The following is a 24,806-nucleotide window of genomic DNA, read 5'->3' as shown; positions in this document are numbered from 1 at the left end:
CGTGCAGCGGACAAGAGCCGGTCTGTTGACGATCAGCCCTGATCCGCTTGCGGACATTCTCTTGCGAGCAAGCTCACACCAACCCATCCGCCTGCAACACGCAGGCTGGCATGATGCAAACCTACCTCATCAACTCTTGAAAGCCGCACCATGAGCCTGTACGACTTCGAAGCCCAAAGCATCGACCACCAAACCGTGCCGCTGTCGCGCTACAAGGGTCAGGTGATGCTGATCGTCAACACCGCCAGCGCCTGCGGCTTCACGCCCCAGTTCACCGGGCTGGAAAAACTGCACCAGAAATACGGGGCACAAGGCCTGAATGTGCTGGGTTTTCCCTGCAACCAATTCGCCAGCCAGGACCCGGGCGACGACGCGCAAATTGCCAACTTTTGCCAGAAAAACTACGGCGTGAGCTTTCAGATGATGAGCAAAATCAATGTGAACGGCGACGATGCGCACCCGCTTTACCAATGGCTCACGGCCGAGGCCCCGGGCATTTTGGGCAGCAAGGGCATCAAATGGAACTTCACCAAATTTCTGGTGGGGCGCGATGGCCGGGTGATCAAGCGCTATGCACCGCAGGACGCGCCCGAAAAGATCGCCAAGGACATTGAGGCGGCGCTGGCGGCTTGATCAAAACAGCGAAGTCTGGACCACTGAGACCCCTTCAGACTTCTCGCCACACCCCATCGCCGCTGCGATTTTTCGGAAATCAGCCTCGCTGATCTTGACCTGACCCAATCGAAATAGCGCCCCCCAATGGGTTTTATCGGTGATGAATTCCAGCTGCGCGATCAAGGGCTTGATGGCCACGTGTTGTGCAGGCAGGTAATCCACATCTATGCGCCAGGGCACAAAACCCGGCACGCCGTCAGGTGTCATGTCGTGCGGATACACCTCGCCTGATCGGATGACCCCCAAGGCGGTGAACGCCTGCAAAGGCACACCGTCGGGATATGACTCTCGCGGCGAGTAATAAATCAGGCCATCGCCCGCCTTCATGCGCTTAAGTGGAGCTTGCTTGCCGTGGTTCATCTGCGCAAACCCACCCGCCACCCCGCGCATCACATGTGAGCGGCTGACCACACCGATCCAGTAGTTCATGTTGGCCGAACACCGATGAAAATTTCTGTCAGCCCATCCGTGGCGTAGCACTCGAAATCGGTGTTAAAGGCCCGCTTGTGCGGGCACAAAGGGTCGGCAAAGTAGCGCCAGATGCGCGCCCAGGCATCCACCACCGCTTGCGGCATGGCCCCCGGCGCGTCAAACACCAAATACGGCCCGGGGGCGATGTCAATGCGGGTCAGGGCGAGTGAATCACCTGCGGCGGGGGGCAAGGCATCGGAGCCCGCCAGCACATCAAAGGCCCCCAGGGCATCCGTTTCATAGCCGTGATAAACGCCAACCACCCGTGTGCCCTGCGCCAGATGTGGCGCGATCTGCGCGGCAAAGTCGGCCCACAGTCGGCCTATTCGCGCCGTATCGGCCTGCATCTCGTCTGCGTTTCGGGTGCGCACCGACAGGCCAAACACAGCCCGCGTTTCGATCTCTGCGATTTTCATGAAAACGTCCTCTTCATCGACCCTCGGCTAAAGCCTGCGGGTCCACGCCTTGTTGGCGCAAAAAATCGATCAGGCGTTGTCCCTCGGCCAGACGAAAGGTCTGCGACAAGCCCGTCATTGACTGGATGCGGTCGAGCCGGAAGCTGCGAAAGTCCTGGCGCTTCTCGCACCAGGCCACCAGTGTCCAGACCGCGCCCCAAAAAAAGCTGCCCAGTGGCCACACCGTGCGTTCGCTGGTGCGACCTTGTGCATCGCTGTACACCAGCGCCAACTTGTGCAGCCCCTGTGTGGCTTCGCGCCAAAGTTGCAAGTGCGGTTGTTGCTCAGCCGTCAAGCCCCAAGGTGGCGAATACACCGGTGTGTGCTGCGCTGCATGGCGCTGGTCTGCGGGCAGCACACTGAGCACCCGTGACAGCGCCGACTCGCTGGCGCGAGCCAAAGCCGGGTCCAGCCACTGCTGCGCCACCCGCGTCATCACCACCAAAGCCTGCGCTTCTTGCGGGGTGAAAATCAGCGGCGGCAAGTCAAAACCCTCACCCAACCGGTAGCCCACCCCCGCTTCGCCCTCGATGGGCACGCCCTGGTATTGCAGGTCGGCCACATCGCGGTAGACCGTGCGCTCGGACACCTCCAAGCGCTGCGCCAGCCAACGGGCCGTGGTCAGGCGGCGGCCCCGGATGAGTTGAACAATCTGGAAAAGGCGGTCAGCGCGGCGCATGAGATGGGCAGTTTGAGTGGACAGATCAAACGCAAATTGTCAGGCGTAAGCGTGCAAGCCAACCCGGTTGCCATCCACATCGCGCATGTGCGCCATGAAACCCAAGCCCTCGGGCAAAGCCACCCGGCCCATGGCCACCTGCCCGCCTGCGGCCACCACGCGCTGCAAGGCGGCATCGATCGATGCGCCCGCATGCAGATACACCAGCGTGCCGCAAGCGCCCACCTGCAAGGCCGGATGCCCCGACATCAGCGCCCCCTTGGTCGCATCGCCCTCACCCACAAACACCGCCATCTGCATGCCCGGCCCCGCGTAGCTTTCGCGCTGCAAAGTCGTTTGCAGAACGGCCTCATAAAACGCCTGGGCACGCGGCACATCGCTCACCGGAATCTCAAACCAGTCGATCACTTTTTGCATTTTTGTCTTTCTCCCTGAAGGCGCACAGACCGTCTGTGCACTGGAGAGGACTTTGCCTGAGGGGTACTGACAACGGGGTGTCAGGAGCGTGCAGACGAACTCGTCAAGCGTTCATAGGCCCAACAACCAAAAAACCCATTAAACAAAGTGCTGAAGTGCGACCTTCTTGAATCAACCCCTCCAAGTCAACACCACCAACCACACCAACATCGCCGCACCACCCCACACCAACACCCGTGTGCGCAGGCGCAGCATTTCCACGGCACTGACCAAGCGCGCATTTTGTTCGGCCAACTCGGCCAGGGTTTCGGTGAGTTCGCGCTGGGTCTGGGCTTGGCGGTCGATCTGGCCTTGCGCAGCAATCAAGGCGTTTTTGAGTTCTCCCAAGCTGGGCACGGCACTGACCGGGGTCGTCGTGGCAGGGGTGCCGGACTGACCGGTGGGCTGAGGCTGACGCTCCATCAGCTTGCGCGCTGCTTTGAGCACCGAAGGCGCGTGTTCGATCACATCGCCCCAGGGAATCACTTTGAGCGCCATCAACCAAGGTATCGCCATCGTTTTGTCCTTTGTGTGCGCTTTGCCTGCGCGGTCTGCCGTCAAGCGTTAAATCCTACCCGGTTGGGCATTTTGTCGTGCATGGTCGCGAGCCTTGCCGGATGGGAGACAAGGACTTTGGATTTCGGTTGAATACGCTCAACCAACCAAGATTTTTCAATTAAACATTGAAATTCTAACGTCTAACGTTAAAATTTCAAGGATGATTGACCGTCAAACCCTCACCACGCTGTCAGAGCGCCTGCACGAAGCTCCGGCGGTGGTGCTGCTCGGACCGCGTCAGGTGGGCAAAACCACCTTGGCGCTCACGCTGGCCGACACCTGGCCAGCTGGCTCAACTTACCTCGATCTGGAACGTCCGGCAGACCGTTTGCGGCTGCAAGACGCCGACGCATTTTTGCGCGCCCAAGGCGGCAAGTTGGTCATCCTCGATGAAATCCACCGCATGCCGGGCCTGTTTGAAGTCCTGCGCGGCATCATCGACGAGCGCCGCCGTGCGGGCCAACGCTTTGGTCATTTCTTGCTGCTGGGATCGGCCTCGCTGGACTTGATGCAGCAAAGCAGTGAAACGCTGGCTGGGCGCGTGGCCTATCTCGAGATTGGCCCTGTTCACGGACTCGAATGGCCCGCCGCCGATCTCGACACGCTGTGGCTGCGCGGTGGTTTTCCGGACAGCCTCTTGGCCGCCAGCGATGCCGCCAGCCTGCGCTGGCGCGAAGACTTTGTGCGCAGTTATTTGCAGCGCGATGTGCCCATGTTTGCGCCGCGCCTGCCCGCCGAAACCGTGGGCCGCCTGTGGACCATGTTGGCGCACCAGCAAGGCGCCTTGTTGCAACAAAGCCGTTTGGCCAGTAGCCTGGGCGTGAGCAGCCCGGCAGTGGAGCGCTACATCGACTTGCTGGTGGACTTGCAACTGGTACGCCGCCTGCGGCCCTGGAGCGGCAATGTAGGCAAGCGCCTGGTCAAAGCGCCCAAGGTGTATGTGCGCGACAGCGGGCTGGTGCACGCTTTGCTAGGCCTAGGCAGCTTGCATGACTTGGCAGGTCACCCTGTGTGCGGCCCCAGTTATGAGGGCTTTTGCATCGACAACCTGATGGCCGCCGCCCACCCGCAATGCACGGCTTACAGCTACCGCACCCATGCGGGGGCCGAGATCGACCTGCTGATTGAGCGTGCAGGTCAGCCCTGGATGGCCATCGAAATCAAACGCTCCACCGCACCCACCCTGAGCAAGGGCTTCGACATCGCCTGCGCAGACTTGAACATCGAGCAACGCTATGTGGTTTATCCCAGCACCGAACGCTTTCCGATGCGTTATGGCACGCAGGCCATTGGCTTGGTGGAGTTGATGCAGGTATTGCGCGAGGCTTGATCGGCGAGGCTGTCCTTTTTTGTCCCCTTCTGGTCTTGCCCAGCCCTGTGCAACGGCCGGTCTGATTCGCACAATGATGACATGTTCAACGCCTGAGCCAGCGCACCATGACCCGCCTCACCAAGCCACCCAAATCCGCCCTGCTCATCATTGATGTGCAGCAGTCCTTCATGCGCATGCCGTATTGGTCGTCTGGACAACTCGCGCCATTTCAACAAGCGCTGTTGAAACTGGAAGCAGGTTGTCGCGCAGCGGATGTACCGGTGGTGCATATTTTTCACATCGACAACGATGGTCCTTTTCGCGCTGACTCGGGACTGATCCAGCCCATGGACTGGCTGCCGGGCCATCCCGCCGCACGCTTTGACAAACATGTGCATAACGCTTTCACTGACACCGGTCTCGATGTGTGGCTGCGTCGCCAGGGCGTGCAGCGCCTCATCATCAGCGGCATCCGCACCGAGCAATGCTGCGAGACCACCGCCCGGGTGGGCTCGGATCTGGGCTATGCGGTGGGCTTTGTGTCCGAGGCCACGCTGACCTTCCCCATGACGCACGCGGGCACAGGCCAGACCTTCAGCGCCCAAGACATCACCACACGCACCGAGCTGGTCCTGGCCGATCGCTTTGCGCGCATCCTGAACGTGGATACTTGCCTGTCCAGCCTCTGAAACCCGACACGACAAATCCATGCTTCAACTGCGCCCCAACTGCGAATGCTGCAACCGCGACCTGTCGCCTGATGCGCTGGATGCGCGCATCTGCTCGTTTGAATGCACCTTTTGTGCCGAGTGCGCCGACACGCGCTTGCAAGGCATCTGCCCCAATTGCGGCGGTGAACTGGTGCGCCGCCCGGTACGGCCTGCGGCCAAGCTGCTGAACAACCCGGCATCGACCGAGCGGGTGTTCAAGCCACAAGGCTGCAAACCCGTTACAGCCGAAGCCAGAGCATGAGCACACTGCCCATGCGACCCAAAGACCTGGCGCTGGCTCTGCTCGTCATCGGGGTCTGGGGTATCAACTTTGCCGTCATCAAAATCGGCATCGTCGGCGTCCCGCCACTGCTGCTTGGGGCATTGCGCTTCATGCTGGCGGCATTTCCGGCTTTGCTGCTCTTCAAAGCACCCCGCGTGCCGCTGCGCTGGTATCTGGCTTATGGGTTGACGATATCGGTCGGTCAATTTGCGTTTTTGTTCAGCGCCATCCATGTGGGCATGCCCTCGGGTCTGGCCTCGCTGGTTCTGCAATCGCAATCGTTTTTTACGCTGCTGCTGGCCAGCTGGTGGCTGCATGAGCGCTGGCATGCGCACCAGATGGCAGGCCTCTTGCTGGCTTTGGCCGGGCTGGTACTGATTGGGGTGGCGCATGGCGCGGTGGCGTCCGGGGACAGCTTGCCGCTGCTGGGCTTTGGGCTCACGCTGCTGGCGGCCTTGTCATGGGCGTGCGGCAACATCGTCACACGGCTGGTGAGTCAATATGGCCCCATGAACCAACTGGCCTTTGTGGTGTGGGCCAGTCTGGTCCCACCGCTGCCGTTTTTAGGCTTGTCACTGTGGCTGGAGGGACCTGAGGCCATCGTCCAGTCCCTCACCCATTTGACAACAGGCACGCTGGCGGCAGTGGCCTATTTGGCCTGGATGGCGACGCTGCTGGGCTATGGGCTGTGGACATATTTGATGAGCCGCTACCCCACCAACCGCGTGGCCCCGTTCACCCTGCTGGTGCCGCTGGTGGGCCTGACCACCGGCTGGCTGGTCTTTGGCGAAACACTGGGGCCGCTGCATTGGGCCGGAGGCGCGCTGCTGATGTTGGGACTGCTGATGAATGTGTTTGGCCAACCTTTGTTGAAGCGCTGGACATGCCAACCCTGACGGTTTACTTGGTCGTCACACCCGGTGTGCTGCTGCTCGACTACGCGGGCCCTGCCGAAGCGTTGCGCATGGCGCGTGACATGGGCGCACCGCTGGTGCTGCACACCTGTGGCCCACGGTCTGACGTGAACACTTCGCTGGGCACCCAACTGACAGGGCTCGAACCCTTGCCAGAACAATTGCCCCCGCACAGCCTGGTGCTGATCACCGGCAACAGCCACGAACGCGAAGACTACGCCACGCCCGCCGCACAGCAAGTGGTGCGTTGGCTGCAAACCGCCATGCAGCCCGACACGCGACTGGCCAGCATTTGCTCGGGCGCTTTGCTGCTGGCCATGGCGGGGCAACTGGACGGCCTGCGCTGCACCACGCACCACAGCCTGATTGCCGATCTGCAAGCCCTGGCCCCCACCGCCCAGGTGCAGGCCGACCGGATTTTTGTGGGCGATGGCCGTGTGCTCACGAGCGCAGGCATCACCACGGGCATCGACTTGGCGCTTTACATCGTTGAACAAGTGGCTGGTGCCGCGCTGGCGGCGCAAGTGGCGCGGCGTTTGGTGATGTACACCCGCCGTGGCCCCAACGACCCACAGCTCTCGCCTTGGCTGGCCCACCGCAACCACATGCACCCGGCGGTACACAGGGCGCAAGATGCCATCGCGCAAAGCCTGAGCCAAGACCCCGCCCACCGCTGGTCGCTGTCCGAGCTGGCCGATGTGGCCTGCGTGAGCCCACGGCATCTGTCGCGCCTGTTCATGCTGCACACCGGCATCAGCGTGGTGGACTACCAGCAGCAACTGCGCATGGCGCGTGCGCAAGAATTGATGGCGCACAACCCAGCACTGACACAAGAACAACTGGCCGAGGCTTGCGGCTTTGGCTCAGCGCGAGATTTCAGGCGCGTGTGGAGCAGATGCTCATAGATTCCGATTTATCCTTGTATTTTGAACATGCCGTATTTAAAATACAAAGATGTTTACGCGCATCACTCAAAGAACACTGGAATCACACATCACCTGGAGTCCGGCCGTTGCCATTTTGGGGCCACGCCAGATTGGCAAGACCACCCTGGCACGTGCGCTGATGGACACCCATCCAAATGCCATCTATCTGGACTTGGATTCCCCGCAGGACCGCGCCCGACTGGGCGAAGGTCCACTGTTCCTGCAAGCCAACGCAGACCGGCTTGTCATCCTGGACGAAGTTCAAAATGCACCCGAGCTGTTTTCGGTGTTGCGGGGTGAAATCGACCGCATCCGTCGCCCCGGGCGTTTCGTTTTGCTGGGCTCGGCTTCGTTTGAATTGCTGCGTCAATCCCAATCCTTGGCCGGACGCCTGAGTCTGATTGACATGTTCCCGCTCCTCGTCAACGAAGTCGGGGCGGACCTCGCCACAGTGCAGGACTTGTGGGTGCGCGGCGGCTTTCCGCCCAGCTTCACCGCGGTCGATTCACAAGCGTCCTGGGCTTGGCGTGAGGCGTTTATTCGCCACCTTCTGCACACCGATTTGCCCGCGCTGGGCTTGCGGGTGGATGCAGAAAGCCTGCGCCGCTTTTGGCGCATGCTGGCCCATGTGCATGGCCAGTTGTTCAATGCCTCGGCCCTGGCCAACTCGCTGGACGTGAGCGCCCCGACGGTCAGTCGCTGGCTCGATCACATGGTGGGTGCGTTGCTGGTCAGAAAGCTCGAACCTTTTCATGTCAATCTGGGCAAGCGTTTGGTCAAAGCCCCCAAAGTCTATGTCCGTGACAGCGGCCTGCTGCACAGCCTTCTGGGCTTGACCAGTGCCGCCGACTTACAAGGCCACCCCACGACGGGTGCATCCTGGGAAGGCTTTGTCATCGACCAGATCGCCGCGCACTTGCCTGCGGGTGCCAGCATGTCGTTTTACAGGACAGCGGCAGGTGCCGAGCTGGATGTGGTGGTGGAATCCGGACAACGAAAGATCGGATTCGAAATCAAATTCAGCATCGCACCCAAAGTCACCAAAGGTTTCTGGCAATCCCTGCAAGACGTGCAGCCCGAAAAAACCTATATCGTGGCCCCTGTGCAGCAACGCTGGCCTTTCGCCGAAGGGGTCGAGGTGATTGGCGTTGGCGACATTGCCGGGGTTCTTGCGGGGTGATGCCGTGACAGACAGCGGCTGCGCTAACGCACCGCATCAATGGCCTGGCACTCCCCCAACCACAAACACAAACACAAACACAACCACAAGCACACGACTCACCGGATCGCCTCGTCCAGCAACTCCACCCAATGCCGCACGGGCAAACCGCTGCCGCTTTGCAGGTGGGTGATGCAGCCGATGTTGGCGCTCAGCACGCCTTGCGGTTCCAGCGCGTTCAGGTGGCCCAGCTTGCGGTCGCGCAGTTGTTTAGACAGCTCGGGGTTGAGCACGCTGTAAGTGCCCGCCGAGCCGCAGCACAGGTGCGATTCATTGGCCGTGACCTTGATCTGAAAGCCCAGATCGCCCAGATGCTTTTCAACGCCGCCTTTGAGCTGCTGGCCGTGTTGCAGCGTGCAGGGCGGGTGGTAGGCCTGCAGGCCTGCGGCTTGCAGGGCTTCGGGGTTCAGTTTGTCTTTGAGCAGCGGCACCAGCTCGGGCAGCAGCTCGCTCAGGTCTTTCGTTAGCGCGCCGATGCGGGCAGCCTTCTCGGCGTAAATCGGGTCATCCTTGAGCACATGGCCGTAGTCTTTGACCATGACGCCGCAGCCCGAGGCGTTCATCACGATGGCTTCGACTTCGCCGCTTTCGACCAGCGGCCACCAGGCGTCAATGTTGGCACGCATGTGGTCTTTGCCGCCGTCGTGGTCGTTCAGGTGGAACTTGACCGCGCCGCAGCAACCGGCTTTGGGGGCCGTCACGGTCTGGATGCCTGCGGCGTCGAGCACGCGGGCGGTGGCGGTGTTGATGTTGGGGCTCATGCTCGGCTGCACGCAACCGGCCAGCATCAGCACCTTGCGCGCATGCTGCGCGGCAGGCCAGGCACCGGCGTTTTGCGGCGCGGGCACTTTGGCTTTGAGGCTCTCGGGCAGCAGGCCGCGCACCATCTGGCCCATCTTCATGGCGGGGGCAAACAGCGGCGAAGGCAGGCCTTCTTTGAGCGCCCAGCGCACCAGCTTTTCGCCCACAGGGCGCTCGACTTTGGCATCCACCAGCTTGCGGCCGATGTCCACCAGGTGGCCGTATTGCACACCGCTCGGGCAGGTGCTTTCGCAGTTGCGGCAGGTCAGGCAACGGTCCAGGTGCATCTGGGTTTTGCGGGTGGGCGTTTCGCCCTCCAGCACCTGCTTCATCAAATAGATGCGGCCTCGCGGGCCATCCAGTTCATCGCCCAGCAGCTGGTAGGTGGGGCAGGTGGCGGTGCAAAAACCGCAGTGCACGCACTTGCGCAAAATGGCTTCGGCTTCGATGCCTTCGGGGGTGTTTTGGTATTCGGGGGCGAGTTGGGTTTGCATGACGATTCGCCTCAGAGGGGGTGCATGCGACCGGTGGCGAACACGCCTTTCGGGTCGAACTGCTTTTGCAACTGCTGCTGAATGCGTTCTTGCACAGCATCGAGCGGGGTGTTCACACCGGCGATCTTGTCCACTTCGGCATGGGCGGTGCTGGCCCGGAACAAGGTGGCGTGGCCGCCGACCGATTGCGCCAATGCGCGCAAGGCCACCGCTGCCGAGGCGGGCGCCCACAACCAGCGCTGCGCACCTTGCCATTCGATGTATTGGGAAGGATGGTCCAAGCCAGGCAAATCCAGCACCGGCGCGGTTTGCGGCAGCGACAGGCGCCACAGGCAGGCATCGGGCGCAGGGGCTTCAAAAAACGGCAGCGTTTGCTCGCCACTGGCGCGCCAGTCTTGTGCCGCTTCTGCGTTGTCCATTTGCTGCACTTGCGCACCCAGCGCCACCGCATCGGCGCTCATCTTGCCCAAAGCCGACTGCACAGCCGCCACCGCGCCGCGCAAACGCACAAACAAATAATCGGCCACCGGCTGGGCGGTGGTGTCGCGCACCCAAGCGCTGGCATTCAGGGGCAGGGGCTGACCGCCCCAGCGGTGCAGCAAGTCGAGGGCTGGGCCTTGGGCCAAACCCGCGATCATCAAAGTCGCCTCGGCTGGGGCCACTGGCAACACCTTCAAGCTGACTTCGGTGATCAAGCCCAGCGTGCCCCAACTGCCCGCCATCAAACGGCTCACGTCGTAACCGGCCACGTTTTTCATGACCTGGCCGCCAAAGGTGAGGTGCTCGCCCAGACCATTGATGAAGCGCGCACCCAAAACATAGTCGCGCACAGCGCCCGCCGTGGCGCGGGCCGGGCCGCTCAGACCAGCGGCCACCATGCCGCCGACGGTTGCACCATTTTCCAAACCTTGTCCAAAATGCGGCGGCTCAAACGCCAAGCTCTGGCCTTTTTCGGCCAAAGCATCTTCCAGCTCGGCCAGCGGCGTGCCACAGCGCACCGTGACCACCAACTCGCTGGGCTCGTAACTGACGATGCCCCGGTAGACCCGGGTATCGAGCACATCGCCCGAGAGGCTTTGGCCCCAAAAATCTTTGCTGCCACCGCCGCGCAAACGCAGCACGCGGCCATCCGCACCCGCCTGGCGCACGGCGTCGATGAGGGAATTGAGTTGAGCTTCCATGGGGCAAGATGGTAACCCCCGGCCTCAGGGAATCGCGTGAATTTTTTGAACGAACGGGTTGTGGGAAATTGGGCGTATCAAAGTACAACCAAGTGCTCTGCGGTTGCGCCGCGCACTGCACTGATCGGAATTCGTTGATCCAACGTCACCAGCCTGCCTTGGTTCTTGACGGCCAAGGCCAAGAGGTACAAATCCGTCAACTGCCTCGCGCTGTGAATGTGCCCATGTTGAAACTGCTGCGGATCCAAGAGGCTGATCTCATCGGACCAAAAAGCATGGTGCGCCGTTCTTGTGGAGTTTTGCAACATGCTGACCAGCATGGGGATGGGTTGAGGGCTGCTGTAACCAGGCTGACCCATGATGCGAAGGCACCCATTTTGGGTCAATGCACAGGTGGCCCAGCCATGTTGAATGTGGTCTTCAAACCATTGCGCGGCACGGACATGGTGGACATGATCGCGATCGTGCAAGGCAATCAGCACATTGACATCGAACAGTGCACGCATCAAACACCCTCGGCATCGCGCAATCGTTCGATCAGCTCATTGCTGATGACCGCCCCCCGGGAAGGCAAGGGCTGAATGCCGTATTGGGCCAAGCGTTCTGACACCTGGGGCACGGCTTGAGCGGTTTGCGGCTGATAGGCCCCCGCTGCAAATGCCTTTCGCGCCAAATCACTCATGACTTGCCCAATCGATTTTTTCTCTCTTTGCGCAATCTCTTTGGCTGCAAAAAGCACGTCGTCCGCAATGTCCAGGGTGGTTCGCATCTCAGCTCCTGATATCTTGATGTTTGATGCTATCACATCAAACATCTATCATGCTTTGTGCACCTGTTTCAACAGGGGGCATCCTCCATGGGCTTCAAAACGCCTCGAACCCATTGACCGGCAAGCCTGCCACGGCCACCCGCATCGCGAACACACACCCGGCAGCGGGATACTGCGCCAGCTCTTGCGGGCTGCGGCCCTGGCGCGATGTGGTGATGAACAGGGTTGTCAGGTCTGGCCCGCCAAAGCAGGGCATGGTGGGGCAAGGCACAGGGGTTTTCACTTCGGCCAGCACCTCACCCGCAGGCGACAGGCGCAGCAGGCGCTGGCCTTCGTATTGGGCAGACCAATAGCAGCCTTCGGCGTCCACCGCTGCGCCATCGGGGCGGCCACCATAGGGCGTGTCACTCCCCCAAGTCCAGCCAGCGGGTTTGGGTGTCATTTGGTGGAACACGCGAGCGGCCGACAGCTGGCCTGTGGCCGGGTCAAAGTCAAAGGCACGCACCTGGTGCGCAGCCGTGTCGGCCCAATAGGCCGTGCGGCCATCGGGCGACCAGGCCAGGCCGTTGGCGGTCGTCACACCGCCCATCATGGGGTGCAGGCCTTTCGGGTCCAGCATGTACAACACGCCCAGCGCCTGATCACGCGGCTCGTACATGCTGCCCGCCCACAAGCGGCCTTGGGGGTCACATTTGCCATCGTTGAAGCGCCATTTGGCGGTGTCATAAGGCGCAGCAGCCAGAAGTTGCAAGTCACCACCCCACACATTTGCCCGGTAAATGCCATCGCGCAAGGCCATGACCAGACCGCCGCCTTGTGCAGGCGCAATGCATCCGGGCTCTTGCGTCAGCGGCCAGTAGTCGACCGGGCCTTGGGCCTGCAGGCCCTGCACCGCCACACGCGCAATGCGCCGCCCTGGAATGTCCACCCAATACAAGCGCTGCTCTTGCGGGTGCCAAAAAGGCGATTCGCTCAAGCCATCGGGTTCGGCGGTGATGGCTTGCCAATCGGGCGAAATGGAAGGAAACATGGTCAATCGGTCACGGGATACATCGGTGAACCATTTTTGCATGCGTCCATGGGCCACACTGGCCCAAAGGCCTGCCTGTAACCCAAAAGAATCCGGGAGCATGCTTCACGGCAGTGCATGAAAGCGATGCCACCCGAAAAAGGTGGCCCGTTTGACCACCGCAACTGCAACCAGCAAGACAGACGTGAAAGGCACAGCGTGCGCTGAGCACGCCTGCCAATCACCGCCTTGTGAAGCGACTCACAACGCGATCGTCGAGATCACCGGCACATAGGCGATCACCACCACGCCCACCAGCAGCGCCACCAGGTACGGCCAGATCGCGCCCATCACCTCGTCGGGTTTGGCATCGCCAATGCGGCAAGCCACATAAAAGCCCACCCCGATGGGCGGCATCATCAGGCCCACGTTCATCGCGCACACGATCACCATCGAGTAATGGATGTCGTTGATGCCCAGCTTCTTGGCTATCGGGAACATGATGGGGGCCAGCAGCAGCACAGCAGGCAAACCCTCCAACAGGCAACCCAGCACCAGGAACACCAAAATCGTCACCGCCATGAAGGCCGCAGCGCCACCGGGCAGCGCAGTCATGAAGGCCGACAACTGCTGCACCACGCCGCTTTGCGTGATGGTCCAGGCCATGGCCGAGGCCGCGCCCAGAATCAGCAAGATCGCACCCGACAGCGCAGCAGTCTCCACCAGCATGTCGTAGAACTTGCGCAAGCCAATGCCGCCGTACATCACCTGGCCGATCACCAGCGCGTACAGCACCGCAATGGTGGACACCTCGGTGGCCGTGGCCACGCCGCCGCCCACCGCACTGCGGATCAAAAACGGCAAGACCAAGGCAGGTGCTGCCACCAGCAAAACGCGGCCAATCACCTTCATGGGCGCACGCTTGGCGTCCACCAAAATTTCGTGGCGCGCTTTCCAGCGGGCCAGCACCAACAAGGACAGCAGCAACACCATCGCCACCACAAAACCGCTTTGGAACAAACCGGCAATCGACACACCGGCCACCGAACCCAGCACGATCAGCACAATGCTGGGCGGCACCGTGTCCGCCATCGCCGCGCCCGTGGCCAACAGGGCCACCATCTCTTTGGGCTTGTTGCCGCGCCGCTTCATCTCAGGAAACAGCGCCGGGGCCACCGTGGCCATGTCGGACACTTTGGAGCCCGAAATGCCCGACACGATGAACAGCGAGCCCAGCAGCACATACGACATGCCCGCTTTGACGTGGCCGATCAGCGAAGCCAGAAAATCCACAATCGCCTTGCCCATGCCGGTGGCGTCGAGCACGCAGCCGAGCAGCACAAAAATCGGCACCGACACCAAAATCAGGCTGGACATGCCTTCGTCCATGCGGCCCACCACGATCAAAAGCGGCACCTGGGTGGTGAACGCCAGATAACTGAGCGCCCCCAAACCAAAGCAAAACGCGATTGGCACGCCCGCCATCAGGCACACCGCCACCACGCCCACCAGAAAAATGACCATGTTCCAGCTGCCCAAAGCGGGCAAAGCAGCGCTGTAAACATGGCAAAGGGTGGCCAGCGCCCCCACCAACACCACCGCACTGGCCAGCGCCTTGATCGGCACTGTGCGCGCGGCATAGCCCAGCACAATCAACAGCATCACGCCCAAACCAAAGGGGATGGACGCCACCCGGTAGGTGTTGGGCAAGTCCAGCGCGGGCGATTTGATGAACCACTCTTCCTGGGCGTATTCCACCGCCGAGGGCAGCAAGCCCACCAGAAAAGCGACCACCGCCGTGAGCGCAAAAGCATGCACATACGGCTGCATGCGCGCAGGCAGCTTGTCCACCACCAGCGACAAGCGCAGGTGCTCGTTGCGGTGCATGGCCAGGGCCGCACCGATCATCGTCACCCAGATGAACGAGATCGACACGACCTCGTCGATCCAGACGATCGAATTGGCAAACACGTAACGCGACAAGACCGCCGCGAGAAGCAGGCCGATGATGCCCAGGGTCAGCACGGCCGAAACCGCCTCCAGGGGCATCATCCATCGGGACGTTGTGCGGCCGGTGCCCGGGCCGTTGGCCTCGGGCTCGGAATAATGCTCGCCGCCAAGCAGCGGCTGGTTCTGAACGTCCGACATGGGTTTCCTGCTTCTCGTTTTTGTGGGGTCTGCGCCGTGGCCGGTCAGCCCAATTTGCCGCTGTAGCGTTCCAGCAGCGACCAGGCCTCGTCACCAAACTTGGCTTTCCACTCGGTGTAGAAACCGGCTTGGCGCAGGCGGTTGCGGAAGGTATCGGCCTTGGCGTTGTTGAACACCATGCCTTTTTCGGTCAACGACTTTTGCAGCGTGGCGTTCATGGCGGCCACATCGGTGCGCTGCTTCAGGCCTGCGGCGTTGATGTGCTTGGCCACGATGGTGCGCAGGTCAGCGGGCAGACGGTCCCAGGCGCGGCGGTTGGCCAGGAACCAGAAGCCGTCCCACATGTGGTTGGTCACCGAGCAGTATTTCTGCACTTCGTTGAGCTTGGCCGTGTCGATGATGGCCAGCGGGTTTTCCTGACCGTCCACCACCTTGGTTTGCAGGGCCGAATAGACCTCGGCGAAGTTGATCGAGGCCGGGGCCGAGTCAAAGGCCTTGAACATCGAAGTCCACATGGGCGACACGGGCACGCGGATCTTGAAGCCCTTGAGGTCGTCTGCCGTCTGGATCGGCTTGGTGGACGAGGTGATCTGGCGGAAACCGTTGTCCCAGATGTTGTCCATGGCCACCAGACCGGCCTTGCCGATTTCCTTGCGCACATGCGCGCCCAGATCGCCGTCGAGTGCTTTCCAGACGGTGTCGTAGTCGGGGAAGGCAAAGCCCAGACCGGTGATGGCCGCGCCAGGCACCAGGGTCGACAAGATCAGGCCCGACAGGGTGAAAAACTCGATGCCACCGGCGCGCAGCTGGCTGAGCATGTCGGTGTCGTTGCCCAACTGGCTGGCCGGGAAAATCTGGATGTCCACACGGCCCTTGGTCTCGGCCAGGATGGCGGCGGCCATTTCCTTGGCGCGCAGGTTCATCGGGTGGGTCACCGGCAGGTTGTTGGCGTATTTGTAAGTGAACTCGGCCTTGGGCTGGGCCAGCACCTGGCTCATGGGCAAGGCGGCAACCGATGCAGCAGCAGCGGTACGCAAAACGGAACGGCGGGAAAGGGTCATGTCAGTCTCCTAAGGATGGGTCATCGATCAAACTCGGGGCCGGGTGGCCCCACTTCACTTCTCTCTCTTCTCAAGTCACGGCCTGCAGCTGCAGGTCGCCTCGTTCTTCCAGCATCTGGCGGATGTCTTTCTTGGTGATTTTCCCGTAACCCGACTTGGGCAGGGCATCCCAGAAAAAGACGTGGCGTGGCCAGCGGTACTTGGCACAACGCCCCTCCAGATGCGCCAACAGTGCTTGCTCCGTCAGGGCCGGGTCACGGCTGACCACCACGGCCACGCCCACCTCGCCCCATTTGGCATCGGGCACCCCCAGCACAGCCACTTCGGCCACGGCGGGGTGCGTCAGCAAAATTTCTTCCACTTCACGCGGGTAGACGTTGGAGCCCCCCGAAATGTACATGTCGGATTCGCGCCCTGTAATGTAGAGCAAACCCCGCGCGTCGAGCCGCCCCAGGTCGCCGGTGTGGAACCAACCCCCGCGCAGCGCCTTGGTCGTGGCGTCTTCGTTGTCGAAGTAACCCGCGAACACGGCCGGGCCACGGCAGCAAATCTCGCCCACCGTGCCCGTGGGCACCGGGTTCATCTGTGCATCCAGAATGGCCACCTCCATGCCGGTGCGTGGCCGCCCGCAAGAGCCGATGTTGGCATTTGGGTCGGCATCGTCGATGGCGTGCATGGAAGGCGGCAGCACGGTGATGCAGCCCGTCACCTCACCCAGACCGAAGTACTGCACCAGCACCGGGCCGAGTTTTTGCAAGGCCAATTTCTGGTCGGCCCGGTACATCGGGGCACCGGCGTAGATCACATAGCGCAGGCTGCTGTGGTCGAACTGGTCCACCGCCGGGTCTTCCACCAACAGCTTGACGATGGTGGGCACGGTGAACAGGTTGGTCACGCGGTGCTTTTCCACCAGACGCCAGACTTCGGCTGGCTCCATGCGCTCGGACGGCAACAGCACCGTGGCCGCGCCCCGCGCCACATTCAGCAGGGCATGGATGCCCGCGCCGTGCGACAGGGGCGCAACAGCGATCGAGCAGTCGGTCTCACAGGTGCCCGGAATCAGATCGGCCAAGTGGTTGGTCACCACAAAGGCCAGCTGCCCATGCGTCAGCATGCCGGCCTTGGGGCGGCCGGTGGTGCCCGAGGTGTAGAAGTACCACAGCACCTGGTCGGGCTTGACGGGTGCCATGGCGGTGGGCGCACCCGCATGGCGGGCCAGCAGGTCTTCATAACCCGTCTCGCCCGCACGCGGCGCGCCGATGGTGATGACGTGTTGCAGGCGGGGGCTGGCTTCGCGCACCGCGTCCACATGCCCGGCAAACACATCCTCGGCCAGCATGAAAGTCGCCTGGCTGGAGCTGCCCAGGTACGCCACTTCGGGCGGCGTCAGCCGGAAATTGGTCGGCACCCAAACTGCGCCCAGCCGAAAGGCGGCCCAGCAACTCTCGAACATGGCCAGGCTGTTGCGCGACTGCACCAGCAGCTTGTCACCCGGCTGCATGCCCATCTCGCGCAGGCCCTGCACAAAGGCATCGACCCGGGCGTTGATCTCGCGCCAGGTCCACTGGCGATCCCCCTGAATCAGCCCGCGACGGTCCGGGAACAGCGCCGCCGTCTGCGCCAGCAGGGCCGACAGGTTCATGACCTGTGCGTCGCTCATGCCGCACGCTCCAGCACGCTCAGGTAATTGGCCACCGCCGCACCGCCCATGTTGAACACCGCGCCCAGCCGGGCATTGGGCAGCTGCATGTCGCCCGCCTCGCCCGTCAGTTGCATGGCGGCCATGACGTGCTGCGACACCCCGGTGGCCCCGATCGGGTGCCCGCGTGACTTGAGACCGCCCGAGGGATTGACGGGCAGTGCCCCGTCGATGCGGGTCACGCCATCCAGAATGACGCGTGCGCCCTGTCCGTGCGGGGCCAGGCCCATGGCTTCGTATTCGAGCAACTCGGCCACCGTGAAGCAATCATGCGTTTCCACAAACGACAGATCCGTGAGCGACACCCCGGCGGTATCGAGCCCCTTGTGCCAGGCCATGGCCGCCCCTTCAAAACGGGTCGGGTCGCGGCGCGACAGGGGCAAATATTCATTCACCTGCGTGCGCGACTTCCAGCGCACGGCGGGCACACGGGCACCGGCCACGGGCGCTTTGGAGATCACGAGCGCAGCGGCCCCGTCAGACACCAAAGAGCAGTCCGAACGCTTGAGCGGACCCGCCACAAAAGGGTTTTTGTCGGACGGGTGACGGCAAAATTCAAAACCCAGATCGCGGCGCATGTGGGCCAAGGGGTTCTTCACCCCGTTGGCGTGGTTCTTGGCGGCAATGGCGGCCAGCGCGTCGCTTTGGTCGCCAAAGCGCTCGAAATAGGTGGCCGCGATGGTGCCAAACACGCCTGCAAAACCGGCCGGGTTGGCCGCTTCTTCTTTCACATAAGAGCAGCGCAGCAAGGTCTCAGCGATCTTGGCACCGGGCACGGCGTTCATGATCTCGAAGCCCACCACCAGCGCGTGGCGCACACGGCCGGATTCGACCGCGTCCATGGCCGCCCAGATGGCAGCCGAACCGGTGGCACAGGCGTTCTCAAGACGCACTGCGGGCACATGGCGCAGGCCCGGCACGGCCATGGCCACCAGCGCGCCGGTGAAGTCCTGCGGCATGAAGCCACCGTTGTAGTGGCCTACAAACACGCCATCGATGTCTTGCGCCTGCAAGCCTGCGCTGTCCAGTGCGGGTTGCACCGCATCGCGGATCAGTTGCTCGGCATCGGCCGCGTCGAGCTTGCCAAACGGGGTGTGGCCCCAGCCAATGATGCAGCTGCTGCTCATGATGCGGCTCCCACGTCCTGGAGGTCGGGGTTGTTGCGGCGCAAAGTGGGCAGGCCCACGCCCGAGGCGTCAAAACCACCGTCCACCGCCAGATACTGGCCGTTGATGAAGCTGGCTTCTTTGCTGCACAAAAAGCCCACGGTGTTGGCCATCTCTTCGGTGCTGCCGTAGCGGCCCAGCGGGATGGTGTCGTAATAGTCCGAGCGGATCGCCACGCTGTGCACCAGCTTGGCCATTTCGGTCTCGACCGGGCCGGGGCAAATCACGTTGGACCGCACGCCAAAGTTGCCCAGCTCCACCGCGTATTGCTTGGTCAGGTGGATCAGCGCGGCCTTGCTGGTGCCGTAGGCCACGCGCAGCGTGCTGGCACGCAAGCCCGAAATGGACGCGATGTTGACGATCGCGCCGCTGCGCTGGGCGACCATGATCGCGCCAAAGGCATGCGAGCACAAAAACGCGCCGTCCAGGTTGGTGCTGAGCACCTGCCGCCATTCGGCAAACGTGGTCTCCAGCACCGGCTTGAACACCGCCACCCCGGCGTTGTTGACCAGCGCATCAACCCGGCCAAAACGGGCCAGCACGGCAGCCGCTGCGGCGTCGACCTGCTCGGGTTGCGACACATCGCAGTGCAGCGCCAGCACATCGCCCGGGCGGGCCAGTGCATGCTCGGTGGCGGCCAGCGTGGGCTGGTCGATGTCGAGCAAGGCGACTTTGTAGCCGTGGTCCAGAAACCACTGGCCGATGGCCAGGCCAATGCCGCGGGCACCGCCGGTGACGACGGCCACAGGTGCTGCGGCGGGGGAAGTTGAGTTGGAAGTTGTCATGGGATGGAATCAGTGGGTGAGAAAAATCAAACAGCGCCGGACTCGGCTGAGGGCAGCCACTCTTCCAGAGTGACTTCAAAGGTGGCAAACACCGGGTTGTGACCGGGCACAAAACGACCGCTGTGCACCTGGCCTGCGGCATTGACCACCACGCCGCACAGCTCGGCGGTGCATTGGCCGTGGGCATCGGTGCGCAGCTCGCCAAACAGGCTGAGCACCTCCACGGCAGGGCCTTCGACAAAAATTTCGCGGCCAGAGGGCCCTTGCAAACAGGCATCGACCAGACTGCCCAGCCCCACACGCACCAGCGCATGGCGCACGCCCTGTGCGCGGCAAATGGCCTGCAGGCCCTGCACCAGGTCTTCGTTGGGGGCCATGCGGCCATAGACCATGCGGCCCAAACGGCCTTCTTCGGTGTGAACGGTGTGGGCGGCGTCAGCCATGGTGCGCTCCTGCGGTGGTGGTGACGGTCTCGAACTTCGCGGTCTCGGACTTCACGGCATGCGGTTTGAGCATGTTCAGGCGGGTTTCATCGTCAAAACCCAAACGCAGCGCCACACCACCCAGCACAGACACCAGCACCGTGACCGGCCGCTGGCCCACCACCGTGTGCGGGGTCAGCACATGGCCACCGCGCACGCCGCCATCTGCATCGGCAAAACTGGCATGGCAATGGATCACGGGCGCACCCTGATCGTCCTGCCCCAAGGTGGCGCTGCCGCGCAGCAAACTGGCCCCGCGCAACACCTTCGGCTCGCCATAGGTGGCCATGAGCTGGCCCTCGGGGTCGGGAATGGGCAGGCAATAAGCCACTTCGGCCAGATCACCGCCCATGAGCGCCATGGCGGCGGACTGCACGCCCGCTGCGGCCAGGGCCTGTGTCAGGCCTTCGTGCAGGCAAGTGCCTTGCGGCAAGGACAACCGAATCTGCCGTGCACCCTGCGCCGCCACATGCGCCAGACGCACGTCAGCGCGGGGCCCGGGGTGAACCAGGGTACGGGGCCGCTCAAAGGATGGCGCCGGGATGCCACCCGGTGCAACAACTGCCATGTCTTGTCTCCTGACCCGTGCGGGCCATCTGTTCTTTTATCGACCTCGGCGGGTCGCTTTGGATTTGTATTTTGAGACCAATTGCAGGGTCTGCTTTGTTTTTGGTAAATTTACTTTCCAGATCGATCAATTTGCAAAATATATCAATGGACATGCGCCACCTCCGGTGTTTTGTCGCCGTGGCCGAAGAACTCCACTTCGGCCGCGCCGCCCAACGCCTGCACCTCACCCAACCCCCGGTCAGCCTCGCCATCAAGGAGCTCGAAGACGAATTGGGCGTGCGCCTGCTCGAACGCACCTCGCGCCGCATTGCCCTGACCCCGGCCGGCGCAGAAGCCCTGCAAGACGCCTATGCGGTGCTGGCCTCGGCCGACCTGATGCGCCGCCGCGCACAAGAAGCCGCCCAGGGCCTGATGGGCTCGCTGACGATCGGCTTCATCAGCCTGCCCGCCTATTCGTTTTTGCCACCGCTGCTGCGGCGCTTCACGCAGGATTACCCCCGGGTCAAGGTGTCGCTGCTCGAAGGCACGACCGACCAGCTGATCCACGACGTGGAAAGCGGGCGCATCGACCTGGGCCTGGTGTTCCAGACCTCGGACCTGCCCGCCACGCTGGACGCGCAACTGGTGATGCACGAGCCGCTGGTGGTGGCCTTGCCGGAACACCACCCGGCCGCCGCGCAGGCCACAGTACCTTTGGGCAAGCTGGCGCAAGAGCAGTTTTTGGGGTTTGAGCGGCACAACGGCCCGATGATGTTCGACGCCATCGTGGCCACTTGCATGAAGCACGGGTTCAGCCCGCAAATTTTCACAGCCCGCCAGATGCACACCATCGTCAGCATGGTCAGCGGCGGGCTGGGCGTGGCACTGGTGCCCGCCTGTGTGAAGGCCCTGCAACGCCAAGGTGTGGTCTACCGACCCCTGCGCGGCGACAAACCTCTGGTGGCCACCGAAGCCGTCTGGCGGTCATCCGACCAGTCCCCCGTTTTGCAAGCCTTCCGGCAGATGCTGCCCAAGGTCAAATAGCGCAGCTCCAAAGAAACAGCCCGCAGGGCCGAAGCACTGCGGGCTGAAGACAAGGTGAACAAAGGGTGGCTTGCGCCACCCTTTGCCATGAGGTTTGCCTTGACCGGCTTTAGCCGTGGTAAGCCGACTCGCCGTGCGAGGAGATGTCCAGACCTTCGCGCTCTTCTTCTTCGGTGACACGCAGACCAATGGTCAGGTCAACGATCTTGAAGGCGACCACCGAGACCACGCCCGACCAGACGATGGTCAGCAGCACAGCTTTGGCTTGTGTCCAGACCTGAGCGGCGATGGAGTAAGCGTCTGGCGTGACCATGGCCACGGTGACCCAGTCACCCACGGCGCTGGGGCCACCCAGGGCGGGCGAGTTGAACACACCGGTCAGCAGGGCACCGACGATACCGCCCACACCGTGCACACCGAACACATCCAGCGAGTCGTCTGCACCCAGCATCTTCTTCAGACCATTGACACCCCACAGGCAAGCGAAGCCACCGATGAAGCCGATGATCAAAGCACCGCCCAGACCCACGTTGCCAGCCGCTGGCGTGATGGCCACCAGACCGGCCACTGCACCGGAAGCAGCACCCAACATGGAGGCTTTGCCGCGCATCAGCGCCTCACCCACACACCAGGCCAACACGGCACCGGCTGTGGCGATCAAGGTGTTGATGAAGGCGAGAGCTGCGAAACCGTTGGCTTCCAGAGCCGAGCCGGCGTTGAAACCGAACCAACCCACCCACAGCAAAGAGGCACCGACCATGGTCAGCGTCAGGCTGTGAGGGGCCATGGATTCACGGCCATAACCCACACGCTTGCCGACCATGAAGGCACCGACCAAGCCTGCGACTGCGGCGTTGATGTGCACCACGGTACCGCCAGCGAAGTCCAGCGCGCCCCACTGCCACAGCAGACCGGCCTTGCTGGTCATTTCGTCCACGACTTCTTTGGAAGCGTAAGCGTCAGGACCCATCCAGAACCAGACCATGTGCGCCACAGGCAGGTAGCTGAAGGTGAACCACAGCACCATGAAAGCGAGCACCGCAGAGAACTTGATGCGCTCGGCAAAGGCACCAACGATCAGTGCGCAAGTGATGCCTGCGAACGTGGCCTGGAAGGCTGCGAAAGAGATCTCGGGGATGTAAACGCCCTTGCTGAAGGTGGCCGCGTTGGCAAAAGTGCCCGCGACGTTGTCCCAGATGCCCTTCATGAACAGGCGGTCAAAACCACCGATGAAGGCATTGCCTTCGGTGAACGCCAGGCTGTAACCGTAGATGAACCACAGCACGGTGATCATCGAGAAGGTGACCACGACTTGCATCAGCACCGACAGCATGTTTTTGCTGCGCACCAGACCGCCGTAGAACAGCGCCAGGCCCGGAATGACCATCAAGATCACCAAAATGGTGGACAGCATCATCCAGCCGGTGTCGGCCTTGTTGGGCACGGGCACCGGGGCGGCTTCGGCAGCAGCGGGTGCTGCAGCCGCTGGAGCGGCAGGGGCGGCAGCTGCATCGGCCGGTTTGGCTTCAGCAGCAGGTGCCGTCACGGCAGCGGGTGCAGTTTGCGCGGTGGCGACCGAAGCCGTACCGAACACACCCAGACCCAAACTCAGGCCCAAGGCCAGGGTTGCGAGTAGTTTTTTCATGGTTTGACTCTCTTTCTTTTCTGGGTCAGAGCGCTTCGCCGCCGGTTTCACCGGTGCGGATGCGAACCACTTGTTCGAGGTCGTACACGAAGATCTTGCCGTCGCCGATCTTGCCGGTGCGGGCTCCGGCTTCGATGGCTTCGATCACGCGCTCGACGAGTTCGTCGGAGACAGCGGCTTCGATCTTCACTTTGGGCAAAAAGTCCACGACGTATTCCGCACCACGGTACAGCTCGGTGTGGCCTTTTTGACGACCAAAGCCTTTGACTTCGGTCACGGTGATGCCCTGCACGCCGATGCCCGAGAGTGCTTCACGCACCTCGTCCAGCTTGAAGGGTTTGATGATGGCGGTCACCAGTTTCATGATGGCTCCTTAGTTGGTGATGCAAAAATCAGAAGGCGTATTTCAGGCCGACGACCAGGCCGGTCTTGCCGGTGAATTTGCCAGCGGGTGTGACGTACAGGGCTTTGTCCGCATCGGTGCCGATCACAGCAGCTGTGGCCGACAAACCATTGCCCAGGTCCTTGCCCAAAGTCAGCGCGTAATCGGTGTACGACCAAGTGCTGCTGTTTTTCACGGACTGGTAACCCACATGCGGCACCAGGCTGAAGCCGTTGCCCAGATCAAACGTGCCGCTCAGGTCCACGTAGTAACTGTTTTTGCTGTCGATGAAGCTGAAGATGTTGGATACGGCGTGCGAGTACTTCAAGGTGACAGGGCCCACGGTGCCCGCCGCATAAATTTCATTGGTGTTGGCGTTGGCGTAGTCGGGAACCAGCGCCAGTTTGTTGCCCGAGTATTGATAACGCAGGAAACCCACGTCGTACGACACATCGCCCACGGCGCCTTTGTAGCCGGCATACAGATCCAACTCCACGTTGGTGTCGCCGCCAGCGTCTTTGACCCACTTGATGCTGGAGCCCCAAGCACCGACATAAAAACCGCTCTTGTCCGCGTAGTCCACGCCGCCTTGCACGGCAGGCTGCAGGCGCGACTGGGAAATGCCACGGTAACGGTAGTCACTGGTGGCCCCCACGTTGAAAGACAGGCTGCTTTCGGGCGCTGCCGTTTGAGCTTGCGCAAAACCACTCACAGAGCCCAATGCCAGAGCCAGCAGGGAAGGAACGAGGATTTTTTTCATGAGGAACTCCAATAAAGTGAAGAAAAGACAAGCTCCTTATGCAGATAGCGTGCCAACCTGTTTGAACGCACGGCACCCGGGCATTTCCCAGTGCTTTTCTGCTCTGTGCGTGGTGCAATCACATTCCAACAAGTTCGTTGCGCAGCGACTGCGCACCAGAACACACACCATGC

General features: G+C 62.0%; 28 protein-coding genes. 8 read left to right on the top strand and 20 right to left on the bottom strand.

The features are described 5' to 3' along the window. Nucleotides 1-150: 150 nt before the first annotated feature. Nucleotides 151-633: a glutathione peroxidase gene (locus B9Z47_RS01535; protein ID WP_108329497.1), complete on the top strand. Its 483-nt coding sequence runs from the start codon at nt 151-153 to the stop codon at nt 631-633. Here B9Z47_RS01535 and B9Z47_RS01530 read toward each other — a convergent pair whose 3' ends face one another. From B9Z47_RS01530 to B9Z47_RS01510, 5 genes are all read right to left on the bottom strand, one after another. Next, a complete protein-coding gene (locus tag B9Z47_RS01530; RefSeq protein ID WP_108329496.1) occupies nt 634-1,104 on the bottom strand; it encodes an EVE domain-containing protein in 471 nt (156 codons plus the stop codon). After that, nucleotides 1,101-1,562, bottom strand: a complete 462-nt coding sequence (locus B9Z47_RS01525) for a GyrI-like domain-containing protein (protein WP_108329495.1) — start codon at nt 1,560-1,562, stop codon at nt 1,101-1,103. Before B9Z47_RS01525 ends, B9Z47_RS01530 begins: the two co-directional genes overlap by 4 nt. A gap of 13 nt (nt 1,563-1,575) precedes the next feature. Then, a complete protein-coding gene (locus tag B9Z47_RS01520; RefSeq protein ID WP_108329494.1) occupies nt 1,576-2,280 on the bottom strand; it encodes a YafY family protein in 705 nt (234 codons plus the stop codon). Nucleotides 2,281-2,319: 39 nt separating this feature from the next. Beyond that, on the bottom strand, nt 2,320-2,697 hold the full coding sequence (locus tag B9Z47_RS01515; protein ID WP_108329493.1) for a VOC family protein: 378 nt from the start codon (nt 2,695-2,697) through the stop codon (nt 2,320-2,322). 171 nt (nt 2,698-2,868) lie between these two features. Next, a complete protein-coding gene (locus B9Z47_RS01510) occupies nt 2,869-3,252 on the bottom strand; it encodes a hypothetical protein (protein ID WP_108330025.1) in 384 nt (127 codons plus the stop codon). 202 nt (nt 3,253-3,454) lie between these two features. On the opposite strand from B9Z47_RS01510, the gene B9Z47_RS01505 reads away from it, so the two are divergent. The 6 genes from B9Z47_RS01505 to B9Z47_RS01480 all read left to right on the top strand — a co-directional run bounded on the left by B9Z47_RS01505 (nt 3,455) and on the right by B9Z47_RS01480 (nt 8,619). Next, nucleotides 3,455-4,624, top strand: a complete 1,170-nt coding sequence (locus B9Z47_RS01505; protein ID WP_108329492.1) for an ATP-binding protein — start codon at nt 3,455-3,457, stop codon at nt 4,622-4,624. 107 nt (nt 4,625-4,731) lie between these two features. Further along, nucleotides 4,732-5,295, top strand: coding sequence for an isochorismatase family protein (locus tag B9Z47_RS01500; RefSeq protein ID WP_108329491.1), 564 nt, complete (start codon nt 4,732-4,734; stop codon nt 5,293-5,295). A gap of 19 nt (nt 5,296-5,314) precedes the next feature. Next, nucleotides 5,315-5,578: a DUF1272 domain-containing protein gene (locus B9Z47_RS01495; RefSeq protein ID WP_108329490.1), complete on the top strand. Its 264-nt coding sequence runs from the start codon at nt 5,315-5,317 to the stop codon at nt 5,576-5,578. Beyond that, nucleotides 5,575-6,495 carry an EamA family transporter gene (locus B9Z47_RS01490; protein WP_233253607.1) on the top strand — a complete coding sequence of 307 codons (921 nt, stop codon included), beginning with the start codon at nt 5,575-5,577 and terminating at the stop codon, nt 6,493-6,495. The genes B9Z47_RS01495 and B9Z47_RS01490 overlap by 4 nt, the downstream gene beginning before the upstream one ends. Further along, nucleotides 6,483-7,418, top strand: a complete 936-nt coding sequence (locus B9Z47_RS01485) for a GlxA family transcriptional regulator (RefSeq protein ID WP_108329489.1) — start codon at nt 6,483-6,485, stop codon at nt 7,416-7,418. Before B9Z47_RS01490 ends, B9Z47_RS01485 begins: the two co-directional genes overlap by 13 nt. Nucleotides 7,419-7,467: 49 nt before the next feature. Then, a complete protein-coding gene (locus tag B9Z47_RS01480; protein ID WP_108329488.1) occupies nt 7,468-8,619 on the top strand; it encodes an ATP-binding protein in 1,152 nt (383 codons plus the stop codon). Between the two features lie 98 nt (nt 8,620-8,717). On the opposite strand, the gene glcF is transcribed toward B9Z47_RS01480, so the two are convergent. From glcF to B9Z47_RS01420, 12 genes are all read right to left on the bottom strand, one after another. Next, on the bottom strand, nt 8,718-9,953 hold the full coding sequence (glcF, locus tag B9Z47_RS01475; protein WP_108329487.1) for a glycolate oxidase subunit GlcF: 1,236 nt from the start codon (nt 9,951-9,953) through the stop codon (nt 8,718-8,720). An 11-nt stretch (nt 9,954-9,964) separates the two neighbouring features. Next, on the bottom strand, nt 9,965-11,134 hold the full coding sequence (gene glcE / locus B9Z47_RS01470; RefSeq protein WP_108329486.1) for a glycolate oxidase subunit GlcE: 1,170 nt from the start codon (nt 11,132-11,134) through the stop codon (nt 9,965-9,967). Nucleotides 11,135-11,211: 77 nt separating this feature from the next. Beyond that, nucleotides 11,212-11,640: a TA system VapC family ribonuclease toxin gene (locus B9Z47_RS01465; RefSeq protein WP_108329485.1), complete on the bottom strand. Its 429-nt coding sequence runs from the start codon at nt 11,638-11,640 to the stop codon at nt 11,212-11,214. Beyond that, on the bottom strand, nt 11,640-11,903 hold the full coding sequence (locus B9Z47_RS01460) for an antitoxin (RefSeq protein ID WP_108330023.1): 264 nt from the start codon (nt 11,901-11,903) through the stop codon (nt 11,640-11,642). The genes B9Z47_RS01465 and B9Z47_RS01460 overlap by 1 nt, the downstream gene beginning before the upstream one ends. A gap of 94 nt (nt 11,904-11,997) precedes the next feature. Then, a complete protein-coding gene (locus tag B9Z47_RS01455) occupies nt 11,998-12,933 on the bottom strand; it encodes an SMP-30/gluconolactonase/LRE family protein (RefSeq protein WP_108330022.1) in 936 nt (311 codons plus the stop codon). A 240-nt stretch (nt 12,934-13,173) separates the two neighbouring features. After that, nucleotides 13,174-15,060: a TRAP transporter large permease subunit gene (locus tag B9Z47_RS01450; RefSeq protein ID WP_108329484.1), complete on the bottom strand. Its 1,887-nt coding sequence runs from the start codon at nt 15,058-15,060 to the stop codon at nt 13,174-13,176. A gap of 44 nt (nt 15,061-15,104) precedes the next feature. Then, nucleotides 15,105-16,121, bottom strand: a complete 1,017-nt coding sequence (locus B9Z47_RS01445) for a TRAP transporter substrate-binding protein (RefSeq protein WP_108329483.1) — start codon at nt 16,119-16,121, stop codon at nt 15,105-15,107. A 70-nt stretch (nt 16,122-16,191) separates the two neighbouring features. Then, on the bottom strand, nt 16,192-17,781 hold the full coding sequence (locus B9Z47_RS01440; RefSeq protein WP_108329482.1) for an acyl-CoA synthetase: 1,590 nt from the start codon (nt 17,779-17,781) through the stop codon (nt 16,192-16,194). Then, entirely contained in the window at nt 17,778-18,947 is a 1,170-nt protein-coding gene (locus B9Z47_RS01435) for an acetyl-CoA acetyltransferase (RefSeq protein WP_108329481.1), read from the bottom strand. Before B9Z47_RS01435 ends, B9Z47_RS01440 begins: the two co-directional genes overlap by 4 nt. Further along, complete coding sequence (locus B9Z47_RS01430; protein WP_108329480.1) at nt 18,944-19,771, bottom strand: SDR family NAD(P)-dependent oxidoreductase; 828 nt, start codon at nt 19,769-19,771, stop codon at nt 18,944-18,946. The genes B9Z47_RS01435 and B9Z47_RS01430 overlap by 4 nt, the downstream gene beginning before the upstream one ends. Nucleotides 19,772-19,797: 26 nt before the next feature. After that, entirely contained in the window at nt 19,798-20,214 is a 417-nt protein-coding gene (locus tag B9Z47_RS01425; protein WP_108329479.1) for a PPC domain-containing DNA-binding protein, read from the bottom strand. Further along, on the bottom strand, nt 20,207-20,821 hold the full coding sequence (locus B9Z47_RS01420; RefSeq protein ID WP_108329478.1) for a PCC domain-containing protein: 615 nt from the start codon (nt 20,819-20,821) through the stop codon (nt 20,207-20,209). The genes B9Z47_RS01425 and B9Z47_RS01420 overlap by 8 nt, the downstream gene beginning before the upstream one ends. A 152-nt stretch (nt 20,822-20,973) precedes the next feature. On the opposite strand from B9Z47_RS01420, the gene B9Z47_RS01415 reads away from it, so the two are divergent. Next, the gene (locus tag B9Z47_RS01415) at nt 20,974-21,846 is read left to right on the top strand and encodes a LysR family transcriptional regulator (protein ID WP_233253606.1); all 873 of its coding nucleotides are present in this window, start codon (nt 20,974-20,976) and stop codon (nt 21,844-21,846) included. A gap of 109 nt (nt 21,847-21,955) precedes the next feature. Here the strand turns inward: B9Z47_RS01415 and B9Z47_RS01410 are convergent, their stop codons facing one another. From B9Z47_RS01410 to B9Z47_RS01400, 3 genes are read right to left on the bottom strand one after another with little or no spacing between them, the layout of a single operon-like run. Continuing rightward, nucleotides 21,956-23,491 (bottom strand): ammonium transporter, encoded by a 1,536-nt coding sequence (locus B9Z47_RS01410; RefSeq protein ID WP_108329476.1) that lies wholly within the window; start codon nt 23,489-23,491, stop codon nt 21,956-21,958. Between the two features lie 25 nt (nt 23,492-23,516). Beyond that, the gene (glnK, locus tag B9Z47_RS01405; protein WP_100118295.1) at nt 23,517-23,855 is read right to left on the bottom strand and encodes a P-II family nitrogen regulator; all 339 of its coding nucleotides are present in this window, start codon (nt 23,853-23,855) and stop codon (nt 23,517-23,519) included. 28 nt (nt 23,856-23,883) lie between these two features. Beyond that, nucleotides 23,884-24,633 carry a TorF family putative porin gene (locus B9Z47_RS01400; protein ID WP_108329475.1) on the bottom strand — a complete coding sequence of 250 codons (750 nt, stop codon included), beginning with the start codon at nt 24,631-24,633 and terminating at the stop codon, nt 23,884-23,886. Nucleotides 24,634-24,806 lie beyond the last annotated feature (173 nt).

Origin of the sequence: Limnohabitans sp. 2KL-1 (genome assembly GCF_003063435.1) — a bacterium.
Lineage (GTDB): Bacteria > Pseudomonadota > Gammaproteobacteria > Burkholderiales > Burkholderiaceae_C > Limnohabitans_A.
The sequence above is the reverse complement of the archived record's forward strand: the minus strand, read 5'-3'. Positions and strand labels throughout refer to the sequence as shown.